This window comes from Desulfocurvus vexinensis DSM 17965, assembly GCF_000519125.1.
Classification (GTDB): Bacteria; Desulfobacterota; Desulfovibrionia; order Desulfovibrionales; family Desulfovibrionaceae; genus Desulfocurvus; species Desulfocurvus vexinensis.
On the sequence record NZ_KI912583.1, the window covers coordinates 1 to 21,982 of the forward strand.

Here is a 21,982-nt window from a genome sequence, read left to right on the forward strand (position 1 = left end):
GGGGGAGGGGAAAACCCCCTTTTCTCCTCAAGAAAAGGGGGTTTTCCCCTCCCCCGCCCATTCCCTCGCACCCCGCCCCCCCCCGTGCGCCCGGCCCTTTACTCCGCCCCGGGCGGTCCGTATGGTGGGCGCGCCCGGGCGGTGAGGCCGCCGGGGGTCCTTTTCGAATGCCGAGGAACGTCATGCAGCAGATTATCGAGGCGGTGCGCGGTGGGGCGCGCCTGGACGCGGCCCAGGCCCTGGAGCTGGCCCTGGGGTGCGACGTGCACACCCTGGGCGAGCTGGGCGGCGCGGCGCGCGCGGCGCGCCACGGGCGCAGGGCCTATTACGTCTACAACCAGCATCTGAACTACACCAACGTCTGCGCCAACGCCTGCCGGTTCTGCGCGTTTTCCAAGCGCGCGGGTGATGCGGGGGCCTACACGCACACCCCGGAGCAGGCGGCGGCGCTGGTGGCGGCGCGCGCGGGCGAGCCCATCCGCGAGGTGCATATCGTGGGCGGGCTGAACCCCGACCTGCCGTACGAGTATTATCTGGATCTGGTGGCGCGGGTGAAGGCCGCGCGCCCGGGGTTGCGGGTCAAGGCCTTCACGGCGGTGGAGGTGGCCTATCTGGCCGAGCGCTACGGGCGCACGCGGGCCCGGGTGCTGGAGGAGCTGCGCGCGGCGGGGCTGGACGCCCTGCCCGGCGGCGGGGCGGAGGTCTTTTCCCCGGCCCTGCGCCAGCGGCTGTGCCCCGAGAAGCTGCCCGGCAAGGACTGGCTGGAAATCCACGAGCTGGCCCACGGCATGGGCCTGCGCACCAACTGCACCCTGCTGTTCGGCCATGTGGAAACCTGGGCCGACCGCGTGGAGCACCTGGCGGCCTTGCGCGATCTCCAGGACCGCACGGGCGGTTTTTTGTGTTTCATCCCGCTGCAATACCAGCCGGGCAACAACGAGTTGGGCGCCCCGGGCACCGACGGGCTGGACTACCTGAAGATGATCGCCCTGTCGCGGCTTTTCCTGGACAACGTGGCGCACATCAAGGCGTACTGGGCCTTTTCGGGCATCAAGCCCGCGCAGCTGGCCCTGGCCGCCGGGGCCGACGACTTCGACGGCACGCTCGTCGAGGAGAAGGTCGGCCACGCGGCGGGCGCCACCAGCCCCAAGGGCCTGACCGTGGCCGGGCTGCGCGAGGCCATCGAGCAGGCGGGCTTCACGCCCGTGGAGCGCGACACGTTCTTCGAGGCCGTGTAGGGCGCGCGGGGGGGCAGCGCGGCAGAAAATGCGAGGCCGGGCGCCGGGGAAAACCCCGGCGCCCGGCCTCGCGCGTTGCGGGCGGGGTTCAGCACTGGCGGTCGTCGGCGCGCCGGGCGCGGGTTTCGCTGCGAGCGGCGGCGGACTGGGCGGCGGGGGCCGCAGCCTGGGCGCCGGGCTGCTCCGGGCTGTCGCCGGGGGCCGTGGCGTCCTCGGCGCGGCGGCGGGTGAGCTTGGAGCGGTCCTGGCCGTCGCCGGAGTCGAACTCCATGTGCCGGGTAATCTTAGCCTTGCCCCGTTTATCGGTCTTGACCGTGAAGACGTGCACGCTGCCCTGGTCGTCAGGGTCCTGGATGGCCATGCCCCAGGTCTGGTTGGCCAAAAGGGGCAGGCCCTGGCGGGTCTTGGGGTCCTCCTGGCGTTGCAGGTAGTCCCAAAAGGTTTCGTCCGGCGAGCCGGTCTGGTCCTTTTCCTCGGGGGCGCCGCAGGTTTCGATGTAGTCGCGGATGGTCTGGAGCCGGGCTTCGCGCTCCAGGGCCGCCCGCGCGGCGTTGGCGTCCTCGAAGCTGGCCGCGCCGGAGGTCACGCCCTCGGGCAGGGCCGGGCAGGAGTCCTCCAAGGTCGCCGGATCGGGGAAGGCCGCACTCCCGGGGCCGCGCGCCGCAAAGGCTGCGCGGTCCTGGAGCAGGCCCGGGCCCAGGGTGGCGGAAAGTTCGATGTCCATGCCTGCCTCCTGCACAATTTTCCCACCCTGCGGGGCAAGCAAGTTCGGTGCCGCGTTGCGCGACGCGGCGCGGCGCGGCGAGGCCGGAAAACGCGGCGGGCCGCACCGGATTTTCCCGGCGCGGCCCGCGCGGCAGAGGCCTGGGCGCCCCGGACGCGGCGCTACAGCTTGGAGCGCAGCACCAGGTCGGTGATGGGCCCGCGCGAGCGGTCGCCCTTGAGCACGATGTGCGCGTAGTTGTCGAAGCCCTTGAATTTGCGCACGATCCAGTTCAGGCCATTGTTGGATTCGCTGAGGTAGGGGTTGTCCACCTGGCTGGTGTCGCCCAGGCACAGGCACTTCACGCCCTCGCCCATGCGCGTGAGCAGGGCGCGGACTTCGGCCCGCGACAGGTTCTGGCATTCGTCCACGATGACGATGGCGTTTTCGATGTTCATGCCACGGATGAAGGCCAGGGGCAGGATCTCGAAGCGCTTGGTGTTGTAGCGCGGCACGTGGGCCTCGGGGTCGGCGAAGATCTTGTTGGCCGGGCGCTGGGCGTGCAGCTTGAGCACGAGGTCCATGATGTAGCGCACGTAGGGCTCCATCTTCTCCTCGATGGCCCCGGGCAGGAAGCCGAGCTTGGCCCCCAGCTCGATGGTCGGCTTGAGCACGAAGATCTTCTCGAAACGGCGCTTCTCCAGGGTCAGGTACAGGGCGGCGGCCAGGGCCAGGTAGGTCTTGCCGAACCCGGCCTCGCTCTGCACGGACACCAGGTCGATGGCGTCGTCCATGATCAGTTCCAGGGCCAGGTTCTGGTACACCGAGCGGGGTTTGACGTTCCAGGGCGTGTGCTGCCAGGTGATGGCCCGCTCGCCCGAGGGCGCGGACATGACGGGCTTGCCCTCCACCCAGCGGAAGCTGTTGGGCAGGGGCTTGTCGCCGTTGTCGCAAAAGCCGGTGTAGAGCTGGGACTCGGACTCGAACGGCTTGGAATCCTTGAATTCCTCGCTGGCGATATCCAGCATCCCGGCTTGCAGTTGCAGGATGCGGTCGTTGGTCACCAGGATGGGGTCGGGAATCTCGGGGCTGTCCTTGATCTCGCGCAGGATGAAGTTGTCCACCACCTCTTCGGTGAAATGGGAGACGCTTGCGCCGTTGCGGATGAACTGGATGTGGTCGCGGTTTTCCAGCAGCACGTCGATGACCTTGGCCACGATATGCCGCAGGCGGGGGTTCGTCTTGAGCGAGTTCAGCTCGATGAGAACGTGGTAGGGAATGTAGATGTTGTTTTCGTTGCCGTTACGAAGGCTCAGGATGCTGTACGGATTCTCGATCAGGACGTTGGTATCGACAATGTAGTTCTTCGGGGCTTGGTGCATTGCCGGGGGCTATCCTTATGGCTGAGGTTCCTCAGTGTCGCCTCCTTCAACGGCTCCAGCCTGGAGCATCCCGGGGGAGAATCGGCCCAGGTTTGAGCCCAGGCTAGTGCAATCGCCACCCTGTGTAAACTCCTTCTAGAAATGTTTTAGAAACGTCACCGGACGGCCACAGCCGCCGCAATCCGGCCCGCCGCCCGGCCCGGCCCCGGCAAACGCGTGCCGTGGCGAAAGCACCCCGCCCCGGCCGGACCAGGCCCGGCGCCCGAGAGGGGCAAATCAAAATATATCTTTTATTCCAGATAGATATAACCGCACAATCCTGTCACACATTCTCTGCCCCCCCGTAACTCCCCTGTAACATCGCGCGCCTAAACCTCTCGCATCGGTTGCCGAGGGCAGCCGACCCGACTGTGCCCACAAAACCCATTTGTTTGGAGGATCACATGCGCATCAAGAACCTGCTTCTCGCCGCCTTCATGGTCGTGGCCTTCTCGGCCAGCGCCTGGGCCGCCCAGATCGGCGTTTCCGGCTCCACCACCGTGCTGCCCATCATGCAGAAGGCCGTGGAGGCCTACATGAAAGCCCACCCCGAGACCACCCTGTCCGTGTCCGGCGGCGGCTCGGGCAACGGCATCAAGGCCATCATCGACGGCACCACCGACCTGTGCATGGCCTCCCGCTTCATGAAGGACAAGGAAGTGGCCCTGGCCATGGAAAAGGGCGTCTACCCCGTGCCCTTCGCCGTCGCCATCGACGCCCTGGTGCCCGTGGTGCACCCCGAGAACCCGGTGGGCGACCTGACCATCGAGCAGCTGCGCGACATCTACACCGGCAAGACCACCAACTGGAAGGACCTGGGCGGCGAGGACAAGCAGATCGTGGTCATCTCGCGTGACACCTCCTCGGGCACCTACGAGACCTGGGACGAGAAGATCCTGAACAAGGAGCGCGTGTTCGCCGGGGCCCTGCTGCAGGCCTCCAACGGCGCCGTGGCCCAGGCCGTGTCCAAGAACAAGTACGCCATCGGCTACGTGGGCTACGGCTACCTGGACGCCTCCCTCAAGGGCGTGAAGGTCAACGGCATCGAGGGCAACCCCGAGACCGCCTCCTCCGGCAAGTACCCGGTCTCCCGCTTCCTGTTCCTGTTCACCAACGGCTGGCCCGAGGGCGAGCTGGCCTCCTTCGTGATGTACATGCTGCATCCCAAGTACGGCCAGGCCCACGCCAAGGACGCCGGCTTCGTGCCGCTGTACTAGACCAGGGCGACCCGCCGCCGGGGGAGGGAGAAGCCCCCGGCGACACACCCCCCGCCGGCCCATGCCGGCGGGGGGAAAATCGTCCCCAGGCCCCGTGTCGGAGCGGAGCCCGGGCACACCACCCAGCGGAGAACACAGCCAATGATGGATCGAAAGCTCAAGGAAAAGGTGATCCGGAGGACGTTTCTGCTCACCGCCTCCACGTCCATCCTCGTCCTGGCCCTGATCATGGTCTTCCTGTTCATGGAAGGCCTGCCCATCTTCCACGAGTACCCGCCGCTCAAGTTCCTGTTCGGCCACGAGTGGTACCCCACGTCCGACCCGCCGGACTTCGGCATCTTCCCGCTGCTCGTCGGCTCGGTGCTGGTCACGGTGGCCTCGTCGGCCCTGGCCATCCCCCTGGGCGTGATGACGGCCATCTACCTGGCCGAGATCGCCCGGCCCCGGGTGCGCGGCTACGTCAAGCCGGTGGTGGAGCTGCTGGCGGCGCTGCCCTCGGTGGTCATCGGCTTCTTCGGCATGGTGCTCTTCGCGCCCTTTTTGCAGGACGTGTTCGACATCCCCACGGGCCTGAACCTGTTCAACGCCGCGGTGATGCTGGCCTTCATGTCCGTGCCGACCATCTGCTCTATCTCCGAGGACGCCATCTTCAGCGTGCCCAAGGAGCTCAAGGAGGCCTCCCTGGCCCTGGGCGCCACCCACTGGGAGACCATCCAGCGGGTCATCCTCCCGGCCAGCCTGTCGGGCATCAGCACCGCCGTGATCCTGGGCATGTCGCGCGCCATCGGCGAGACCATGGTCGTGCTCATGGTCGCGGGCGGCGCGGCCATGGTGCCCGGCTCGCTGTTCTCCCCGGTGCGGCCCATGCCCGCGAGCATCGCGGCGGAAATGGCCGAGGCCCCCTTCCGGGGCGACCATTACTACGCCCTGTTCGCCACGGGCATCGTGCTGTTCCTGTTCACCATGGCCTTCAACATCGTCGCCGACACCATCGCCAACAAGCACAAGCAGGTCGGCGCCGCGACCCTCTAGGCCGCCGCAGGAGTGCCGCATGTCCACCACCGGAGAGACCACCATGAGCACCACCCTCGCCCCCGCGCCCAGCGCGACCCAGGAGCGCGCCGCCCGGCGGGGCGGCCTGGGCTACCGGGGCCTGACGGAAAAGACCTGGTTCACCCTGTTTCGCGGGGCCGCCGTGGTCAACGGCCTGGCCCTGGCCGTGATCTGCGCGTTCCTGGCCTACAACGGCCTGCCCGCCATCTCCTGGGAGTTCCTGACCGAGGTCCCGCGCAACTCCATGACCCAGGGCGGCATCTGGCCCTGCATCGTGGGCACGGCCATCCTGGCCTTCGGGTCCATGATCGTGTCCTTCCCCCTGGGGGTGGCCTCGGCCATCTACCTGAACGAATACGCCACCAACCCCAAGCTGGTGCGCGTCATCCGCCTGGGCATCAACAACCTGGCGGGCGTGCCCTCGGTGGTCTTCGGCCTGTTCGGCCTGGCCTTCTTCGTGACCTTCATGGGCCTTGGGGTGTCCATCCTGGCGGGCGTGCTGACCCTGGGCGTGCTGGTGCTGCCGGTGATCATCGGCACCGCCGAGGAAGCCCTGCGCAGCGTGCCCGACACCTACCGCGAGGCCTCCCTGGGCCTGGGGGCCACCAAGTGGCAGACCATCTCGCGCGTGGTGCTGCCCGCCGCCCTGCCCGGCATGCTCACCGGCTCCATCCTCGGGCTGTCGCGCGCGGCGGGCGAGACGGCGGCGATCATGTTCACCGCTGCCGTGTTCTTCACGCCCAAGATGCCCGACTCCATCTTCAGCGACGTCATGGCCCTGCCGTACCACATCTACGTGCTGGCCACCGCCGGGACCGACATCGAGCAGACCCGCCCCCTGCAATACGGCACGGCGCTGGTGCTCATCGCCCTGGTCCTGGGCATGAACCTCGTAGCCATCTGGCTTCGCGCCCGGCTTCAGAAGAAGCTGTAGCGCGCTCCGCCTCCGACAGCGGGCCGCCCTTCTCCCGGGCGGCCCGCCCCGGAGGCCGGGCCGGGCCACCGCCCGCCAAAACGCACGCCGCCGCCCCCGGCAAGGGGACGGCGGCGGCGGCGTTGCGCCGAGCGGGCCCGGCAGGCGGAATTCCGCCGGGCGCCCGGTCAGGCCCCGGCGGCTTTGGCGCCCTTGCGCTGCACCTGGCGCAGCTTGCAGAACAGGCCTTCTCCCGCCCGGGCGGCCTTGAGGCACATGTTCTCGGATTTGCACAGCGACGGGCCCTCGTCGCCCTCGCTCCAGCGACGCACCAGGGCGGGCTCGCAGATGAGCGGCCTGCTCAGGCCGATGAAGTCGCAGATGCCGCTGCCCAGGAACTCGCGGACCTTGGGCAGGGAGCGGACGCCCCCGGTGAGGATCAGCGGCAGGTCCAGGCGCTCCTTGAACCATTTGGCGGGCAGGCGGTAGTAGCCCTCGCGGTCCTCGCGGATGGTGCCCATGCGCACCGGGGCGTACTTGCCCGAGTCCTGCGTGCCGCCCGAAAGCTCCACGGCGTCCAGCCCGGCCCCGGCCAGGGCCGCGCACACGGCGAGCATGTCCTGGTCGTGGAACGCGGTCTTGTTGGCCACCAGGTAGTCGTTGGAGTTGATCTTCACCAGCACCGGAAAGTCCGGCCCCACGGCGGCGCGCACGGCGGCGTAGACCTCCAGGAGCAGCCGCGAGCGGTTCTCCAGGGGGCCGCCGTAGCCGTCCTCGCGGCGGTTGAACTGGGCGGAGAGGAACTGCGAGAGCAGAAAGCCGTGGGCGGCGTGGATCTGCACCGCGTCGAACCCGGCCTCGCGCGCCCGGCGGGCTGCGGCGCCGAAGGCCTGGGCCAGGGCGCCCAGCTCGTCCGTCTCCAGGGCGCGGCAGAGCCGGTCGCGCCCGGAGGCGTCGAAGCGCGAGGGGCCCACGGGGTCCAGGCCCGTGAGCTCGCGCCGGGCGCGCAGCCCGGCGTGGGCCAGCTGGCAGCAGGCCGCCGCGCCGCCCTCGTGGATGGCCGCCGCCAGGGTGGCCAGCCCGGGGACCAGGGCGTCGTCGTGGATGCCCAGCTGCCAGGGCCCGGCCTGGCCCTCGGGGCGCACGTAGGCGTGGCCGGGGATGACCAGGCCCACCCCGCCCCGGGCCAGGGTCCGCAGCAGGGCGGCCAGCCGGGGCGTGGCCTCGCCGCCTTCGCCAGCCATGCCCTCCCAGGTGGCCGAGCGCACGAATCGGTTCCGCAGTTGCAACCCGCCGATGGCGGCGGGATCGAAAGGTCCAGGCATGGGTGCTTGTCCTCTGGTTGGGGTTGGGGCGCCCGCCGCGCCCGGGCGCATCCGGTTCCGCCCGGGTGCGCCCGGCGAGGCCCGGCTACGCCTGACGCCCGGCCACGTCCACGTCGGTGAAGGTCTCCACCACCGAGTCCGCCAGCAGGGGCCCGGCCAGCGCGCGGAAGGCCGCAATATGCGGGCTTTTCTGATGTTCGGCAAGGGCCTGGGCCGAAGCCCAGGCTTCGAGCAGCAAAAAGGCGCAAGGGTCGCCCCCGGCCACCAGCAGGTCGTAGCGCAGGCAGCCGGGCTCGGCGCGGGTGGCCGCGATGAGCGGGCGCAGGGCCTCGCGCAGGGCGCCCTGCTGGCCGGGGCGCGCGGTGAGGCGCGCGGTGACGGTGACGACATCCCTGGCGGCGCCCATGCTAGCGGCCCTCCCAGCGGTTGCGGCGCACGCGGGCCGCGTCGAAGCGCTCCTTGCGGCCCTGGGGCTGGGTGGTGTGGCCCACGGGCACAAGGGCCAGGGGCACCACAGAGGCGGGCAGCCCGAACATCCGGCGGAAGGCCTCCTCGCGCTCGGCCACGGGGTGGATGCCCGTCCACACCGCGCCCAGGCCCAGGCCGCGCGCGGCCAGCAGCAGGTTCTGCACCGCCGCCGCGCAGTCCTGGACCCAGAAGCCCGGGTATTTCTCGCGCCCGGTGTCGCCGCAGACCAGGATGGCCAGCGGCGCCTGGCGGCACATGGCCGCGTAGGGGTGGATGGCGGGCACGGCGTCCAGCAGGGCGCGGTCGGTGACGACCACGAACTCCCAGGGCTGGGCGTTGCCCGCGCTGGGCGCGGCCATGGCCGCCTCCAGCAGGGTCCGGATGTGCTCCTCGGCAACGGGCGCGGGCTCGAAGGAGCGCACGCTGCGCCGGGTATGAATGGCCTCGAAGATGTCCATGGCGTTCTCCTGGTGCTGACGGTCTGCGCGGAGCCCCGCGCCGCAAAGGCCACAATGCCCCGGCCCGCCCCCGGGCGCAACCCCTGGCATTGGCCCCTTTCCTCGGGGGCTCTTTTCTGCCATACTGCCCATCTGGACGGGTGCGACCGCAGCCGCCCTGCCGGGCAGCCCCCGCCCAACGTCAACGCCGCAGCCGGAGCGCCGCATGAGCGAAACCGAACCCAAAGCCCAGAAGATCCTCGTGGTCGAGGACAGCCACGTCCAGGCCAAGATCATCTGCCGCCACCTCGAAGCCATGACCACCTTCCGCACCGTGAGTGCCGACTCCCTGCAGGAGGCCGCCCGCGTGCTGGACACCATGCGCGACGAGATCTTCGCCGCCGTGGTGGACCTCAACCTGCCCGACGCCCCCTACGGCGAGGCCGTGGACCTGGTGCAGGGCCACGGGCTGGCGGTCATCGTGCTCACCGCCACCTTCAAGGACGAGGTGCGCGACGCGCTTTTGGCGCGCAACGTGGCCGACTACGTGCTCAAGGAGAGCATCGTCGTGCTCGACGACGTGGAGAGCAAGATCGAGCGCCTGTTCAAGAACCAGTTCATCAAGGCCCTGGTGGTGGACGACTCGCGCACTGCCCGGGGCACCGTGCGCAACCTGCTGGAAATCCAGAACTACCAGGTACTGGAGGCCGAGAATGGCCGCCGGGCCCTGGAGGTGCTGGACGCCCACCCCGACATCAAACTCATCGTCACCGACTACGAGATGCCCGAAATGGACGGCTACGAGCTGACCAGCGAGGTCCGCCGCCGCTACAAGAAGCAGCAGCTGGCCATCGTGGGCATCTCCGGCGCGGGCGAGTCGGCCATGACGGCCAAGTTCCTCAAGCACGGGGCCAACGACTTCCTGCACAAGCCCTTCGCCGCCGAGGAATTCTCCTGGCGCGTGAACCAGACCGTGGAGCTGGTGGAGATCGTCTGCGAGCTGACGGAGTGCCACGAGCAGCAGGCCGCCGGGAACTGAGCCGGGCTCCGGCCCGGCCCCGCGCCACGGCGCGCCCCGCCCCGCGAGCCGCCAAATCCGGCCCCCCGGGCCGATTGCGGCTTTACCTGACCGGCTTTTCGGATTACAAGCCCGGCTTTGCGGCCAGGGGCGCTGATGCCCGCCGCCACTGCCGGGGCTCTTCATGACACACGCAAGTTTTGCCAGCGACAACAATTCCGGGGTCCACCCCAGGGTCATGCAGGCCCTGGCCCAGGCCAACGCGGGGCACTGCGTGGCCTACGGCGACGACCCGCACACCCGCCGGGCCGAGGCGCTGTTCGCCGAGGCCTTCGGGCCCGGGGCGCGCGTCTTTTTCGTCTACAACGGCACCGGGGCCAACGCCGCGGCCCTGGCGGCCCTGGTCCAGCCCTGGCAGGCCGTGATCTGCTGCGCCAGCGCGCACATCAACGTGGACGAATGCGGCGCGCCCGAGCGCTTCACCGGAGCCAAGCTCTACGCCGAGCCCGGCCAGGACGGGCGCATCGGCCCCGAGGCCATCGACCGCCACCTGCACTGCCTGGGCTTCCAGCACCACTCCCAGCCCGGGGCCGTGTCCCTGACCCAGGCCACGGAGCTGGGCACCGTCTACACCCCGGACGAAATCCGCGCCGTGGCCGACCGGGCCCACGCCCACGGCCTGGCCGTGCACATGGACGGCGCCCGGCTGGCCAACGCCGCCGCGGCCCTGGGCTGCTCCCTGCGCGAGGCCAGCTTCGATGCGGGGGTGGACGTGCTCTCCTTCGGCGGCACGAAAAACGGGCTGATGTTCGGCGAGGCCGTGGTCTTCGCCGACCCCGGGCGCACCCGGGCCTTCCCCTACATCCGCAAGCAGTCCATGCAGTTGCACAGCAAGATGCGCTTTGTCGCCGCGCAGTACGCCGCCCTGCTGGAAGACGGCCTGTGGCTGGCCAACGCGCAAAACGCCAACGCCATGGCCCGGCGCCTGGCCGATGGCGCGGCGGCCCTGCCCGGGGTGGAGATCGCCCGCCCGGTGCAGACCAACGCCGTGTTCGCGCGCATCCCCCCTGCGGCGGCCCGCGCCCTGCTGGAGCACCATTTTTTCTACATCTGGGACGAGCCGACCTGCGAGGCGCGCTGGGTGGCCTCCTTCGACACCACCCCCGCCGACGTGGACGCCTTCCTGGCCGCCCTCTCCCGGGCCCTGCTGGCCCCGGGCGAGGCCGCCTTGCCCGGCGGGCGCGACTCTGCTACGTAGGGCACACCCCGAGAAAACCAGCCACCGGAGAAGACTTTGATCCAGTTCCGCCACGTCAACAAATGGTACGGCGACATGCACGTGCTCCAGGACATCACCCTGGACATCGCCGAGGGCGAGGTGGTGGTGGTCTGCGGGCCTAGCGGCTCGGGCAAGAGCACGCTCATCCGCTGCATCAACCGCCTGGAGCCCATCCAGAAGGGCGAGATCGTCGTGGACGGCCACAGCCTGGCCGACCCCAAGACCAATCTGACCATGCTGCGCGCCGAGATCGGCTTCGTGTTCCAGCAGTTCAACCTCTACCCGCACATGAGCGTCTTGGACAACATCACCCTGGCGCCCATCCTCGTGCGCGGCATGGGGCGGCGCGAGGCCGAGGAGCTGGGCATGAACCTGCTGGCCAAGGTCAACATCCCCGACCAGGCCCACAAATACCCCTGCCAGCTCTCGGGCGGCCAGCAGCAGCGCGTGGCCATCGCGCGCGGGCTGGCCATGCGCCCGCGCATCATGCTCTTCGACGAGCCCACCAGCGCCCTGGACCCGGAGATGATCAACGAGGTGCTGGACGTGATGAAGACCCTGGCCCGCGAGGGCATGACCATGGTCTGCGTGACCCACGAGATGGGCTTCGCCCGCGAGGTCGCCGACCGCATCGTGTTCATGGACGGCGGCTGCCTCATCGAGGAGAACACGCCCCACGAGTTCTTCACCAACGCCCAGAACGAGCGCACCAAGGACTTCCTGAGCAAGATCCTCACCCACTAGGGGTGGGACTTGGATAGCGTACCGTCACACCAACGTCTGCACTGCGAGGAGAAGACCATGAAACTGTCGAAGATCGTCGCCCTGGCCTGCCTGGCCGCCCTGATGACCGCCAGCGCCGCCCTGGCCGGCCCTGCCTGGGACAACATCGAGAAGACCAAGGTCCTGCGCGTGGGCCTGATGACCGACTCCATCCCCGGCGCCTTCTACAACGACAAGAAGGAGTGGGTCGGCATGGACGTGGACATGGCCGAGGAGCTGGCCAAGCGCCTGGGCTGCACCCTGGAGCGCGTCGCGGTGAACAACAAGACCCGCATCGCCTTCGTGCAGCAGGGCCGCATCGACGTGTCCATCGCCAACATGACCCACAAGCGTGAGCGCGACAAGTCCATCGACTTCTCCATCACCTACTTCTTCGACGGCCAGAAGCTGCTCGCCAAGAAGGGCCAGTTCACCAAGTGGGAGGACTTCGTCGGCAAGAAGATCGCCACCATGCAGGGCACGACCTCCGAGATCAACATCAAGAACCTGCTCAAGGAGCTGGGCGACGCCGACGCCGACAAGAACGTCATCTCCTTCCAGAAGGAGTCCGAGTGCTACCAGGCCCTGAAGATGGGCCGCGTGGCCGCCTGGACCACCGACTCCACCATCCTGCTCGGCTACGCCGCCCAGGACCCCGGCCAGTTCGAGCTGGTGGGCGACTTCTTCTCCAACGAGCCCTACGGCATGGGCCTGCCCGAGGACGATTCCAAGCTGCGCGACGCCGTGAACTTCGCCATCCAGGACATGTGGGCCGACGGCACCTACATGCAGATCTACAACAAGTGGTACGGCCCCGACACGCCGTACGCCTTCCCCATGACCGAGCAGATCGAGATGTGGCCGTAGGGTCCATCCCGTGAAGTGACAATGCAACGCATGAGCCCGGGCCAGCCCCGGGCTCATGCATGTTTCAAGGACCACTTGCCGCGAAAAAAGAATGACACGACTGCTGCTTGAAAAACGCTGGGTCCAGCTCGGGCTGCTGCTGACGCTGCTGGCCAGCGCCGTCTACTACTGGGGCTGGGTCTTCGACTTCGGCTACACCTTCGACTGGAGCGTGCTGTTCACCGTCAACAAGACCTATGGCGAGCACTACGGCCTGCTCCTGCTCATGGGCGTGTGCTGGACGGTGGTCATCTCCCTGGTCAGCGCCGTGGCGGCCCTGGGGCTGGGCATCTGCTTCGGCCTGGGGCGCGTGTCGCAGTTCCGCCCCGTGTTCTGGCTGTCCACGGCCTACGTCGAATTCTTCCGCAACACGCCGCTGCTGGTACAGCTGCTGTTCTGGTATTTCGCCTTCCCCATGGCCCTGCCCGAGGGCGCGCGCGAGGTCGTGTTCGGCTTCCAGGTCACCTTTGCGACCTTCCTGCCCACGTGGCTGGAATGGATGCTGCCCGCGTGGCTGGCGGACATGCACTTCGGCTTCGAGTTCATGACCGCCGTCATCGGCCTGTCGGCCTACACCGGGGCGTTCATGGCCGAGGTCATCCGCGCCGGGTTGCAGTCCATCCCCAAGGGCCTGCTCGAAGCCGCCTATTCCAGCGGCCTGACCTACCCCCAGGTGCTGCGCAAAATCATCCTGCCCGTGGCTTTCCGGGCCATCATCCCGCCCCTGGGCAGCGAATTCTTGAACAACATGAAGAACTCCTCCCTGGCCATGTTCGTGGGCGTGGCCGAGCTGGCCTGGAGTTCGCAGCAGGTGGAGTCCATGACCTTCCGGGGCTTCGAGGCCGCCACCGCCGCCTCGGCCCTGTACCTGACCCTGTCGCTGGTCATCTCCGCCGTGCTCAACGCGGTGAACGTCAAGCTGCGCGTGGGGCAGACGACCTGCACCCCGGGCGAGCGCCTGCTGCGCCGCGTGGTGGACCCGCTGTGCGCGGGCTGCGAGCTGGCGACCCGCCCCGCGCGCCGCCTGCTGGAGCGCGCCGCCGCGCACCGCCGCGCCGCCCGCGGCATGACCTACTCCCCGGCGCGCGCCGCGCTCAACAGCGCCGCCGCCCGCACCTGGGGCCTCCTGGTGCTGGCGGCCAAGGCCGCCTTCCTGGCCGCCCTGGCCTTCGTGCTCTACAGCGCGGCCCGCGGCCTGTGGAACTTCAACTGGGCCGTCATCGCCGACAACTTCCGGACCATGCTCATCTGGCGGCTGCCCACCGACGACCCCAGCGAGATCATGGGCGGCACCGGCGGGCTGGCCATGGCCATCCTCATGGCCGTCATCGCCATCACCGCCAGCTTCCCCCTGGGCCTGCTGGCGGGCCTGGGCCGCACGTCAAGCAACCTCCTGCTGCGCGTGCCCAGCACGCTGTACATCGAAATCATCCGCGGCAACCCGCTGATCATGGTCATCTTCTGGGTCTACTTCTTCATCCCCGTGCTCACGGGCACCTTCCTGCACGTCTTCTGGAGCGCGACCATCGCGCTGACCGTGTTCACCGGGGCCTACCTGGCCGAGATCGTGCGCGCGGGCGTGCAGAACATCCCGCCCGGGCAGTTCGAGGCGGCGTTCTCCACGGGCCTGTCCTACTACCGGGTCATGCGCCACATCATCCTGCCCCAGGCCCTCAAGCAGATGATCCCGCCCATCGTCGGCCAGTTCATCGCCATCTTCAAGGACACCTCCCTGGCCTACGTGCTCGGCGTCATGGAGCTGACCAACGTGACCATGGTCCTGAACAACCGGCTGATGATCTACCCCATCGAAATGTACACCACGGCGGCGTTCCTCTACTTCGTGTGCTGCTACGCCATGAGCACATACGCCCGGCGCCTGGAGCTGCGCCTGTCGCCCGAACGCCAGAGCCTGCACATGTAGGCGCGCCGGGCCGCCCGCGCGCAGCCCGCCCCGGAGCCATGCCATGATCCGCATCCTCGTCACCGGCGGCACGCTGGACAAGGAATACAACCAGCTGAACGGCGAGCTGGTCTTCACCAAGACGCACCTGGCCGACATCCTGGTCCAGGCCAAGTGCCGGGCCGACGTGGCCATCGAGACCGTGATGCTCAAGGACAGCCTGTTCATGCAGGACCAGGACCGCGAGCTGATCCTGTCGCGCGTGCTGGCCGCGCCCGAGGACAAGGTCGTCATCACCCACGGCACGGACACCATGCCCGAGACCGCCCGGATCATCGGCGCCGCGGGCACGGGGCGCACGGTGGTCCTGGTGGGCGCCATGGTGCCCTACTCCTTTGTCCACTCCGACGCGCTGTTCAACCTGGGCTGCGCCTTCAGCGCGGTGCAGCTGCTGCCCCCCGGGGTCTACATCACCATGAACGGCAAGGTCTTCACCTGGGACAACGTGCGCAAGAACCGCGAGCGCGGCGAGTTCGAGCCCCTGCGCTAGGTCGCCGCCCCCGCCCGGCCCCGCCATCCGCCCGACACATTTCCGCAGCGCCCAGAAACCGCCGCCCGGGGCGGCTTTTCCCTGGCGCTATCCTTTTCCCCGAGAGTGCGCTATGACTCGCCCCGGCGTTTGTCACACTCCCGTAACACAACTGTAATAAAGCCCCCCGCAGCGCCGCCGCCCGGGGGTCCGGGCAGGCGGCTCCCCACAGACCCGGATACGGAAGCCCAAGGAAGGTGCATGGACCTCTACGACCTGTTCTTCCTCCTCTCCCTGGCCGCAGGGTTCCTCATGGCCTTCAACCTGGGGGCCAACGACGTGGCCAACTCCATGGCCTCGGCCGTGGGCGCGCGCGCCATCACGGTCAAGCAGGCCGTGTTCATCGCGGGCATCCTGAACTTCGTGGGCGCCGTGTTCCTGGGCTCCCACGTCACGGCCACGGTGAGCAAGGGCATCATCAACCCCGCAGGCATCTCCGACCCGCAGCTCATCCTCATCGGCATGTTCTCGGCGCTGCTGGCCGCCGCCCTGTGGGTGCTCATCGCCACGCTCACCGGCCTGCCCGTGTCCAGCACGCACTCCATCGTCGGGGCCATCCTGGGTTTCGGCATCGTGGCCGGGGGCCCCTCGGTGGTCCAGTGGAGCAAGCTGGGCGGGGTGGTGGCCTCGTGGTTCGTCTCGCCGTTCTTCGCCGCCCTGGTCGGCTTTCTCATCTTCACGCAGATCCGGCGCAAGATATTCATGGCCACCCATTTCATCGAAAGCGCCCGCACCTGGGGCCCGCGCTGGATGGCCCTGACCATGGTCCTGGTGGGCTTCTCCTTCCTGTACAAGACCCCGGTGGGCGAGCAGCTGGCCCTGGCGTGGTACCAGTCCCTGGCCCTGGTGGCGGTGCTGGCGCTGGTGGTGTGGTACCTGTCTGCACGCATGGCCTGGCGGCTGGCCAAGCGGGTGGAGGAGAGCGCCGAGGGCGTGGAGGCCATCTTCCGCAAGATGCAGATTTTCACCTCGTGCTACGTGGCCCTGTCGCAGGGCGCCAACGACGTGGCCAACGCCGTGGGGCCCATCGCGGCCATCTATGTGCTGGCCAAGCAGGGTGCGCTGCTGGCCAAGGCCGACGTGCCCCTGTGGCTGCTGGGCCTGGGCGGGCTGGGCATCGCCCTGGGCATCTGCGTGCTGGGGCACAAGGTCATGGCCACAGTGGGCGAGAAGATCACCACCCTGACCAACACCCGCGGTTTCGCCGTGGACTTCGCGGCGGCCACCACGGTGCTGGTGGCCTCCAAGCTGGGCCTGCCGGTCTCCACGACCCACGCCGCCGTGGGCGCGGTCACCGGGGTCGGCCTGGCGCGGGGTTTCCGGGCTGTGGACTTCGGGGTCCTGGGCAAGATAGTGGTCTATTGGCTGCTCACGGTGCCCATCGCGGCACTCACGTCCATCGTCATCTTTCAGGTCCTGCGCTGGACGTTCCTGTAGGAACGCCGCCGGACCGCCAGGAGGAACATATGCGCGTCCCCTTCTTTGGAATGCTGGCCGACAAGTCGCCCCTGGACGGGCTGCTGGAGCACTACGAGAAGATCAACGGCTGCGTGGCCCTGATCAAGGAGTCCATGGAGTGCTATGTGGCGGGCGGGGCCTGCCGCGAATTCATGGAGCTCGCGGAGCAGATCGACGAGATCGAGAACCAGGCCGACCTCATCAAGCGGCGCATCCGCAACCACCTGCCGCGCGGCCTGTTCATGCCCGTGGACAAGGCCCTGTTCCTCAACTACACCAAGGCCCAGGACAACGTGCTGGACGAGGCCCAGGAGGCCATGCAGTGGCTGGCCATGCGCCGGGTGGACATCCCCGCCGACTTCCAGCTGGCCATCATCGAGCTGATCGAAGAGGTCAAGACCATCACCGACATGCTCGGCCCGGCGCTGTCGGCCACCCTGGGGCTCATCTACACCAAGCACCTGGACCGGCGCGGCACCAAGGACCAATTCTGGGCCATCCGCCGCAAGCGCAGCGCCATCTTCAAGATGAAGAACCGCCTGGTCAGCCGCATCTACAACGCCGAGATGGACTTCAAGGACATCTACCAGCTCATCCACTTCGTGGAAAAACTGCACGGCATGGCCCACAACACCGAGAACTGCGCCGACATCCTGCGCTCGATGATCGCCCGCTAGGGCGCACCACGCCAAAAAGTGCGAGGGCCCCACCCGGGCCCTCGCACTTCTGCAAAGAGAAGGCGGGCCTCGGCCCGCCTTATTGGTGCTCTTCAGCTTGTTAACGACTTGCCGAAGACCCCGTTTTCCCTTCTGCTACAAAGGTGCTTTACTTATCGCATGGCTTGAGCCACCTTGCAAGCATTATCTAATATCTGCGAGGTGACCATGCGCTATCGCCTTTCCCTGGACGTCGGCACGAATTCCATCGGCTGGTGTGTCTTGCGCCTGGACGATACCCTGAAACCGGAAGGCATTGAGGCTATCGGCTCAAGGATATTCCCCGATGGACGCGACGCGAAAACCAAGGCCTCCCTGGCAGAAGACAGACGCATCGCGCGCAGTGCCCGCAGGCGCAGAGACCGGTACCTCAAGCGCCGCACGGAATTGCTGCAACTTCTGAAAGAGAATGGACTCATGCCCTCAGAGCAATCCGCCTGCAAGGCTCTGGAGTTACAGAACCCTTATGCACTCAGGGCGCGCGGCCTTGATGAGCCGCTTGAGCTTCACGAATTCGGGCGCGTCCTTTTCCACCTCAACCAGCGGCGCGGGTTCAAGAGCAACCGCCGGACGGACTCGGGCGAAGACGCTGGCCCCATCAAAGAGGGCATCGCCAGGCTCAAGGCGCAACTCCAGGAAGCCAACGCCAGAACCTACGGGGAATACCTCTTCGCCCTCGCCCAAAAAGGTCAGCCGGTGCGCATCCGTCGGGAAGATGACAGCCCCAAAACGCAATACCCCTTCTATCCCGAGCGGACCCTTCTCCAGGAAGAATTCCAGGCCCTTTGGGAAAAACAGCGCTGCCACTACCCCTCGCTGACCGACGACCTGCGGCAAACGCTCGAAGATGCCATCTTTTATCAAAGGCCACTGCGCCCCGTGCAGCCAGGGCGATGCACATTCAACCCGGGTGAAGACCGTGCCCCCCGGGCTCTGCCAACGGCCCAGCGTTTCAGGATGCTTCAAGAGACAAACAATATACGGATTGTCTCTCCGACCCTTGAGAAAAGGCCCCTCACCTTGAAGGAGCGTGACGCTGTGCTGCAAACGCTCCTCGGTGCCAAGAAGCGCACCTTCGAGCAGATCAGGAAAACTCTCGGCCTCAGTGCAGAGGACAAAATCACCCTCGAATCGGCAAAGCGCACAGCCCTATCCGGCGATGACACCGGCTTCTCCCTTGCAAAGAAGGAATGCTTCGGGAAAAGCTGGTGGACACTCCCGCTTCAGGAACAGGATGAAATCGTCTCCCTGCTGCTCACGGAGGAAGACGAATCCGTCCTGCACGACATCCTGACAACGCGGTGGGCGCTGACCGATGCGCAAGCCACGCAGGTGGGCGCGCTGTCCTTCCTCAAGGGCTTCGCCCAACTCGGGATGACGGCCCTGTGCGCCATAACGGCGGAACTGGAAAAGGACGTGATCCCCTACTCCGAGGCCGTCGCAAGAGCGAAACTCGGGAGTCATTCCGACTTCCGCGATGGCGTCATATGGGAACGGCTGCCCTACTACGGCGAAATCCTCCGCCGCCACATCGCAAAAGGCACGGGAAAACACACCGACAGGCAGGAGCAGCGCCTCGGGCGAATCGCCAACCCCACCGTGCATATCGCCCTCAACCAGATTCGCCGGGTGGTCAACGAGCTCATCAAGACCCTCGGGCATCCCACGCAAGTTGTCGTCGAGGTCGCCCGGGAGCTCAAGGAAGGCGAAGAAGGCCGCAGGGAACGGGAGCGCACCCAGGCCGAGCACCAAAAGGCCAACGAAGGGCGCAAGGCCCGGCTCCGCGAAATGGGCATCGCCGTCACGGGGGACGCCCTGCTCCGCATGCGCCTTTGGGAGGAGCTCCACCCCGACGCAGCGTCACGCCGCTGCGTCTACACCGGCGAGCCCATCTCCATGGAGCGGCTTTTCTCCTCGGAAGTGGAAATCGAACACATCCTGCCTTTTTCCGCATCCCTCGACGACAGCCCGGCAAACAAAACCCTCAGTCTGCGCGCGGCGAACCGCTACAAGGCCGAGCGCAGCCCGGCCCAAGCCTTTGCCGCCTCCCCTCCCGGGTACGACTGGCAAGGTATCCTGGGCAGAGCGGCCTTCCTGCCGGACAACAAGACCTGGCGCTTCGCCGAGGGCGCCATGGAGCGCTTCGATGCCGAGGGAGGCTTCCTGGAACGCCAACTGAAGGACACGCAGTACATCGCCACCGTCGCCAGGGAGTACATGACCGCCATCTGTGACCACCGGCAGGTGTGGGTCACCCCGGGGCGGCTCACCAACCTGCTCGGCAGGCACTGGGGCCTGCCGAAGAAAAACCGCGACGACCACCGGCACCACGCCTTCGACGCCGTGCTCATCGGTGTGGCGGACAGACGCATACTGCAACTCGTCGGCCAGACCCACGCCCGGGAGCGTCTTGCCGGGGTGGAGCGCTTTCTCTCCACTCTTCCCGAGCCCTGGCCAGGGTTCCGCGACGAAACCATCCAGGCCTGCCGGGGCATCATCGTCTCCCACAAGTCGGACAACCGCCCCGGCGGGCGCCTGCATAACGCCACCGCCTATGGGCTCTACAAGGAAAATTCGGGCATACAAATCGCGCAGCACAAAGTGCCGGTCTCGTCTCTCACCACCATCGCCGACATCCGGAAGATCAAGGGCATCGGCATCGCATCCCGGTTTCTTGCTCTTGCGGGCAACCTGTCGCCGCAGGAGTGCGTCGAGGCCATTCTGCACATCAGGGGCATGAAGGAAAAAGAGGCTATCGAACATCTAAACTCGCTAGTCGATTGCGACGACAAGACGTTCAAACAGCGCCTGCAAGACTACGCGCGCAAGAAAGGCATCCGAAGAGTCCGCATCCTGGAGCCCTTGACGCTCATCCCCATCAACGACAAAGCCGGGCATCCGTACAAATGGTTCAAGGGCGACAGCAACGCCTACTATGAAATCTTCGCCGGACAGGATGGCCAGTGGACGGGAAGAATCGTCTCCACTTTCCAAGCCTGCCAGAGCCAGGACACTGCGGAACAGCCCAGCGGAGACCTCGTCGCCAGGCTCTCCAACCGGGACATGCTGGAGCTTGAGCACGAAGGCATTCGGAAAATTGTCTATGTTGTGAAGCTCTCCGAGAAGCAACTCGCCTTCGCCGAACACTTCGAGGCCAACACGGATGCAAGAAACAGGGACAAGGACGACGCGTTCCGATTCATCTACAAGGGAAGCCCGGACGCGCTGAGAAAGGCCAAGGCCCGTCCGATCTTCATCACTCCGGCGGGCAAGGTGATCTACAAGGAGTTGCCCAGCCATGATCCCGAGAACGGTGGAGGTCAGCGGTGATTCGCGCCATCTGTGCAAGGAGCTCGGCTTTCTTGCCGTCTACTGCAAAAAGGAGTTGCTCGGACGCATCCCGCTGGACGACCTGGGGCTCGTCCTGGCCTGCGGGCACGGGCTGACGTACAGCAACGGCCTTCTCGTCGCGCTGGCGGAGCGGGGCGTGCCTCTGGTGGTTTGCGACCAGGGGCTACGCCCCGCAGCCGTTTTCTGGCCCCTGCAGGCCCACGGCGAGCAGGGGCGGCGGATGCAGGCCCAGGCCAACGCCACCGCCCCGCTCAAAAAGCGCCTCTGGCAGCAGCTCGTCGCATGCAAAATCCGCATGCAGGCTGCGGCAGCCCGGCGCGTAGGGGCAGCCCATGGGCACCTGGAGGCCCTCTCCCGTTCGGTGGCCTCCGGCGACAGCACCAACCGCGAAGCCGCAGCGGCCAAGGTATATTGGCGCCTTTGCTTCGGCCCGTCCTTCCGGCGAGACAGGGACACCCCCGGGACCAACGCGCTCCTGAACTACGCCTACGGCGTTGTGCGCGGGGCAACGGCCCGCGCGGTCATGCTGGCGGGTCTGCATCCGTCCTTCAGCCTGCACCACTCCGCCTTGCGCAACCCCCTGGCCCTGGTGGACGACCTCATGGAGCCTTACCGCCCTCTGGCCGACCTCCTTGTGCTCGAATTGGGCCGGAAACAGCCGGAGGAACTGAACCCCGAGTCCAAACGGGCCCTCGCCCAAATCACCATCGCCGATGTCCGGGTCGGCAAGGGCATCAGCACCGTCGGCGAAAGCCTCAAGGAATGCGCGGCGTCTCTGGCCGATGTGCTCATGGGCCAGCGCAAAACCCTCGCCCTGCCGCGCGGCCTGACAGGGCCCGACGCGCCATGACGGTGCTGAGCGGCTACAGAATCATGTGGATGCTGGTCATGTTCGATCTGCCGGTGCTCACCGCACAGGAAAGGAAGGAAGCCAACGCCTTCCGCCGCGCTCTGCTCAACCTCGGCTTCGAGCGGGCGCAATTCTCCGTCTACCTGCGGTTCTGTCCCGGCAAGGAGAAGGTCCAGGCCCTGACCAAACGCATCAAGACCCTGCTGCCCACAGGCGGGCAGGTGGATATCCTGATGTTCACCGACAAGCAGTACGGCAACATCGTCAGCTTCTCCTCCCGGGAGAGGAGCAGGCGGGGAAAACCGGAGCAACTGACCCTGTTTTAGGGCTCCAGCGCCTGGAATGAACCAGCCGGCCACCAAGAAAATCCAGCTG

20 protein-coding genes are annotated in these 21,982 nt (G+C 67.2%); 15 read left to right on the plus strand and 5 right to left on the minus strand.

Annotated features, from left to right (window positions below; all coding sequences use genetic code 11):
- Positions 1 to 182: 182 nt before the first annotated feature.
- Positions 183 to 1,238: an aminofutalosine synthase MqnE gene (gene mqnE / locus G495_RS0116095; RefSeq protein ID WP_028588595.1), complete on the plus strand. Its 1,056-nt coding sequence runs from the start codon at positions 183 to 185 to the stop codon at positions 1,236 to 1,238.
- An 88-nt stretch (positions 1,239 to 1,326) separates the two neighbouring features.
- On the opposite strand, the gene G495_RS0116100 is transcribed toward mqnE, so the two are convergent.
- Both G495_RS0116100 and G495_RS0116105 read right to left on the minus strand, forming a co-directional pair.
- The gene (locus G495_RS0116100; protein ID WP_028588596.1) at positions 1,327 to 1,962 is read right to left on the minus strand and encodes a hypothetical protein; all 636 of its coding nucleotides are present in this window, start codon (positions 1,960 to 1,962) and stop codon (positions 1,327 to 1,329) included.
- 161 nt (positions 1,963 to 2,123) lie between these two features.
- Positions 2,124 to 3,323: a PhoH family protein gene (locus tag G495_RS0116105; RefSeq protein ID WP_028588597.1), complete on the minus strand. Its 1,200-nt coding sequence runs from the start codon at positions 3,321 to 3,323 to the stop codon at positions 2,124 to 2,126.
- 443 nt (positions 3,324 to 3,766) lie between these two features.
- On the opposite strand from G495_RS0116105, the gene G495_RS0116110 reads away from it, so the two are divergent.
- From G495_RS0116110 to pstA, 3 genes are all read left to right on the plus strand, one after another.
- Entirely contained in the window at positions 3,767 to 4,579 is an 813-nt protein-coding gene (locus G495_RS0116110; RefSeq protein WP_028588598.1) for a PstS family phosphate ABC transporter substrate-binding protein, read from the plus strand.
- Between the two features lie 144 nt (positions 4,580 to 4,723).
- Positions 4,724 to 5,611: a phosphate ABC transporter permease subunit PstC gene (gene pstC / locus G495_RS0116115; RefSeq protein ID WP_028588599.1), complete on the plus strand. Its 888-nt coding sequence runs from the start codon at positions 4,724 to 4,726 to the stop codon at positions 5,609 to 5,611.
- Between the two features lie 19 nt (positions 5,612 to 5,630).
- Positions 5,631 to 6,566: a phosphate ABC transporter permease PstA gene (gene pstA / locus G495_RS0116120; protein ID WP_245588473.1), complete on the plus strand. Its 936-nt coding sequence runs from the start codon at positions 5,631 to 5,633 to the stop codon at positions 6,564 to 6,566.
- A 167-nt stretch (positions 6,567 to 6,733) separates the two neighbouring features.
- Here pstA and G495_RS0116125 read toward each other — a convergent pair whose 3' ends face one another.
- The 3 genes from G495_RS0116125 to G495_RS0116135 form a co-directional block, all read right to left on the minus strand.
- The gene (locus G495_RS0116125) at positions 6,734 to 7,870 is read right to left on the minus strand and encodes an NADH:flavin oxidoreductase (RefSeq protein ID WP_028588601.1); all 1,137 of its coding nucleotides are present in this window, start codon (positions 7,868 to 7,870) and stop codon (positions 6,734 to 6,736) included.
- Between the two features lie 85 nt (positions 7,871 to 7,955).
- A complete protein-coding gene (locus tag G495_RS0116130) occupies positions 7,956 to 8,276 on the minus strand; it encodes a putative quinol monooxygenase (RefSeq protein ID WP_028588602.1) in 321 nt (106 codons plus the stop codon).
- Between the two features lies 1 nt (position 8,277).
- Positions 8,278 to 8,796, minus strand: coding sequence for a nitroreductase family protein (locus tag G495_RS0116135; RefSeq protein ID WP_028588603.1), 519 nt, complete (start codon positions 8,794 to 8,796; stop codon positions 8,278 to 8,280).
- 205 nt (positions 8,797 to 9,001) lie between these two features.
- Here G495_RS0116135 and G495_RS0116140 point away from each other — a divergent pair, with 205 nt between their 5' ends.
- From G495_RS0116140 to cas2, 11 genes are all read left to right on the plus strand, one after another.
- Positions 9,002 to 9,814: a response regulator gene (locus G495_RS0116140; RefSeq protein ID WP_028588604.1), complete on the plus strand. Its 813-nt coding sequence runs from the start codon at positions 9,002 to 9,004 to the stop codon at positions 9,812 to 9,814.
- A 163-nt stretch (positions 9,815 to 9,977) separates the two neighbouring features.
- Positions 9,978 to 11,051 (plus strand): threonine aldolase family protein, encoded by a 1,074-nt coding sequence (locus tag G495_RS19870; protein WP_051445491.1) that lies wholly within the window; start codon positions 9,978 to 9,980, stop codon positions 11,049 to 11,051.
- A 36-nt stretch (positions 11,052 to 11,087) separates the two neighbouring features.
- Positions 11,088 to 11,816 (plus strand): amino acid ABC transporter ATP-binding protein, encoded by a 729-nt coding sequence (locus tag G495_RS0116150; RefSeq protein WP_028588605.1) that lies wholly within the window; start codon positions 11,088 to 11,090, stop codon positions 11,814 to 11,816.
- Positions 11,817 to 11,873: 57 nt separating this feature from the next.
- On the plus strand, positions 11,874 to 12,701 hold the full coding sequence (locus G495_RS0116155) for a transporter substrate-binding domain-containing protein (protein ID WP_028588606.1): 828 nt from the start codon (positions 11,874 to 11,876) through the stop codon (positions 12,699 to 12,701).
- Positions 12,702 to 12,792: 91 nt separating this feature from the next.
- Positions 12,793 to 14,664 carry an amino acid ABC transporter permease gene (locus tag G495_RS0116160; protein WP_028588607.1) on the plus strand — a complete coding sequence of 624 codons (1,872 nt, stop codon included), beginning with the start codon at positions 12,793 to 12,795 and terminating at the stop codon, positions 14,662 to 14,664.
- Positions 14,665 to 14,707: 43 nt separating this feature from the next.
- Positions 14,708 to 15,193 carry an asparaginase domain-containing protein gene (locus G495_RS0116165; RefSeq protein WP_028588608.1) on the plus strand — a complete coding sequence of 162 codons (486 nt, stop codon included), beginning with the start codon at positions 14,708 to 14,710 and terminating at the stop codon, positions 15,191 to 15,193.
- 240 nt (positions 15,194 to 15,433) lie between these two features.
- Positions 15,434 to 16,669 (plus strand): inorganic phosphate transporter, encoded by a 1,236-nt coding sequence (locus G495_RS0116170; protein WP_028588609.1) that lies wholly within the window; start codon positions 15,434 to 15,436, stop codon positions 16,667 to 16,669.
- Between the two features lie 29 nt (positions 16,670 to 16,698).
- Entirely contained in the window at positions 16,699 to 17,367 is a 669-nt protein-coding gene (locus G495_RS0116175) for a DUF47 domain-containing protein (RefSeq protein ID WP_028588610.1), read from the plus strand.
- 207 nt (positions 17,368 to 17,574) lie between these two features.
- Positions 17,575 to 20,736, plus strand: coding sequence for a type II CRISPR RNA-guided endonuclease Cas9 (cas9, locus tag G495_RS19875; RefSeq protein ID WP_084458410.1), 3,162 nt, complete (start codon positions 17,575 to 17,577; stop codon positions 20,734 to 20,736).
- Positions 20,705 to 21,607: a type II CRISPR-associated endonuclease Cas1 gene (gene cas1 / locus G495_RS0116185; RefSeq protein WP_028588611.1), complete on the plus strand. Its 903-nt coding sequence runs from the start codon at positions 20,705 to 20,707 to the stop codon at positions 21,605 to 21,607. Before cas9 ends, cas1 begins: the two co-directional genes overlap by 32 nt.
- The gene (gene cas2, locus G495_RS0116190; protein WP_211234152.1) at positions 21,604 to 21,933 is read left to right on the plus strand and encodes a CRISPR-associated endonuclease Cas2; all 330 of its coding nucleotides are present in this window, start codon (positions 21,604 to 21,606) and stop codon (positions 21,931 to 21,933) included. The genes cas1 and cas2 overlap by 4 nt, the downstream gene beginning before the upstream one ends.
- Positions 21,934 to 21,982: the final 49 nt, after the last annotated feature.

Coding starts and splice junctions, on each gene's coding strand:
- G495_RS0116135 (WP_028588603.1), bottom strand. CDS start 8,796: ATGGACATCTTCGAGGCCATTCATACCCGGCGCAGCGTGCGCTCCTTC.
- G495_RS0116165 (WP_028588608.1), top strand. CDS start 14,708: ATGATCCGCATCCTCGTCACCGGCGGCACGCTGGACAAGGAATACAAC.
- cas1 (WP_028588611.1), top strand. CDS start 20,705: ATGATCCCGAGAACGGTGGAGGTCAGCGGTGATTCGCGCCATCTGTGC.
- pstC (WP_028588599.1), top strand. CDS start 4,724: ATGGATCGAAAGCTCAAGGAAAAGGTGATCCGGAGGACGTTTCTGCTC.
- G495_RS0116160 (WP_028588607.1), top strand. CDS start 12,793: ATGACACGACTGCTGCTTGAAAAACGCTGGGTCCAGCTCGGGCTGCTG.
- cas9 (WP_084458410.1), top strand. CDS start 17,575: ATGCGCTATCGCCTTTCCCTGGACGTCGGCACGAATTCCATCGGCTGG.
- G495_RS0116155 (WP_028588606.1), top strand. CDS start 11,874: ATGAAACTGTCGAAGATCGTCGCCCTGGCCTGCCTGGCCGCCCTGATG.
- G495_RS0116110 (WP_028588598.1), top strand. CDS start 3,767: ATGCGCATCAAGAACCTGCTTCTCGCCGCCTTCATGGTCGTGGCCTTC.
- G495_RS0116125 (WP_028588601.1), bottom strand. CDS start 7,870: ATGCCTGGACCTTTCGATCCCGCCGCCATCGGCGGGTTGCAACTGCGG.
- G495_RS0116100 (WP_028588596.1), bottom strand. CDS start 1,962: ATGGACATCGAACTTTCCGCCACCCTGGGCCCGGGCCTGCTCCAGGAC.
- pstA (WP_245588473.1), top strand. CDS start 5,631: ATGTCCACCACCGGAGAGACCACCATGAGCACCACCCTCGCCCCCGCG.
- G495_RS0116140 (WP_028588604.1), top strand. CDS start 9,002: ATGAGCGAAACCGAACCCAAAGCCCAGAAGATCCTCGTGGTCGAGGAC.
- G495_RS0116130 (WP_028588602.1), bottom strand. CDS start 8,276: ATGGGCGCCGCCAGGGATGTCGTCACCGTCACCGCGCGCCTCACCGCG.
- G495_RS0116170 (WP_028588609.1), top strand. CDS start 15,434: ATGGACCTCTACGACCTGTTCTTCCTCCTCTCCCTGGCCGCAGGGTTC.
- G495_RS0116175 (WP_028588610.1), top strand. CDS start 16,699: ATGCGCGTCCCCTTCTTTGGAATGCTGGCCGACAAGTCGCCCCTGGAC.
- G495_RS0116105 (WP_028588597.1), bottom strand. CDS start 3,323: ATGCACCAAGCCCCGAAGAACTACATTGTCGATACCAACGTCCTGATC.
- mqnE (WP_028588595.1), top strand. CDS start 183: ATGCAGCAGATTATCGAGGCGGTGCGCGGTGGGGCGCGCCTGGACGCG.
- G495_RS19870 (WP_051445491.1), top strand. CDS start 9,978: ATGACACACGCAAGTTTTGCCAGCGACAACAATTCCGGGGTCCACCCC.
- cas2 (WP_211234152.1), top strand. CDS start 21,604: ATGACGGTGCTGAGCGGCTACAGAATCATGTGGATGCTGGTCATGTTC.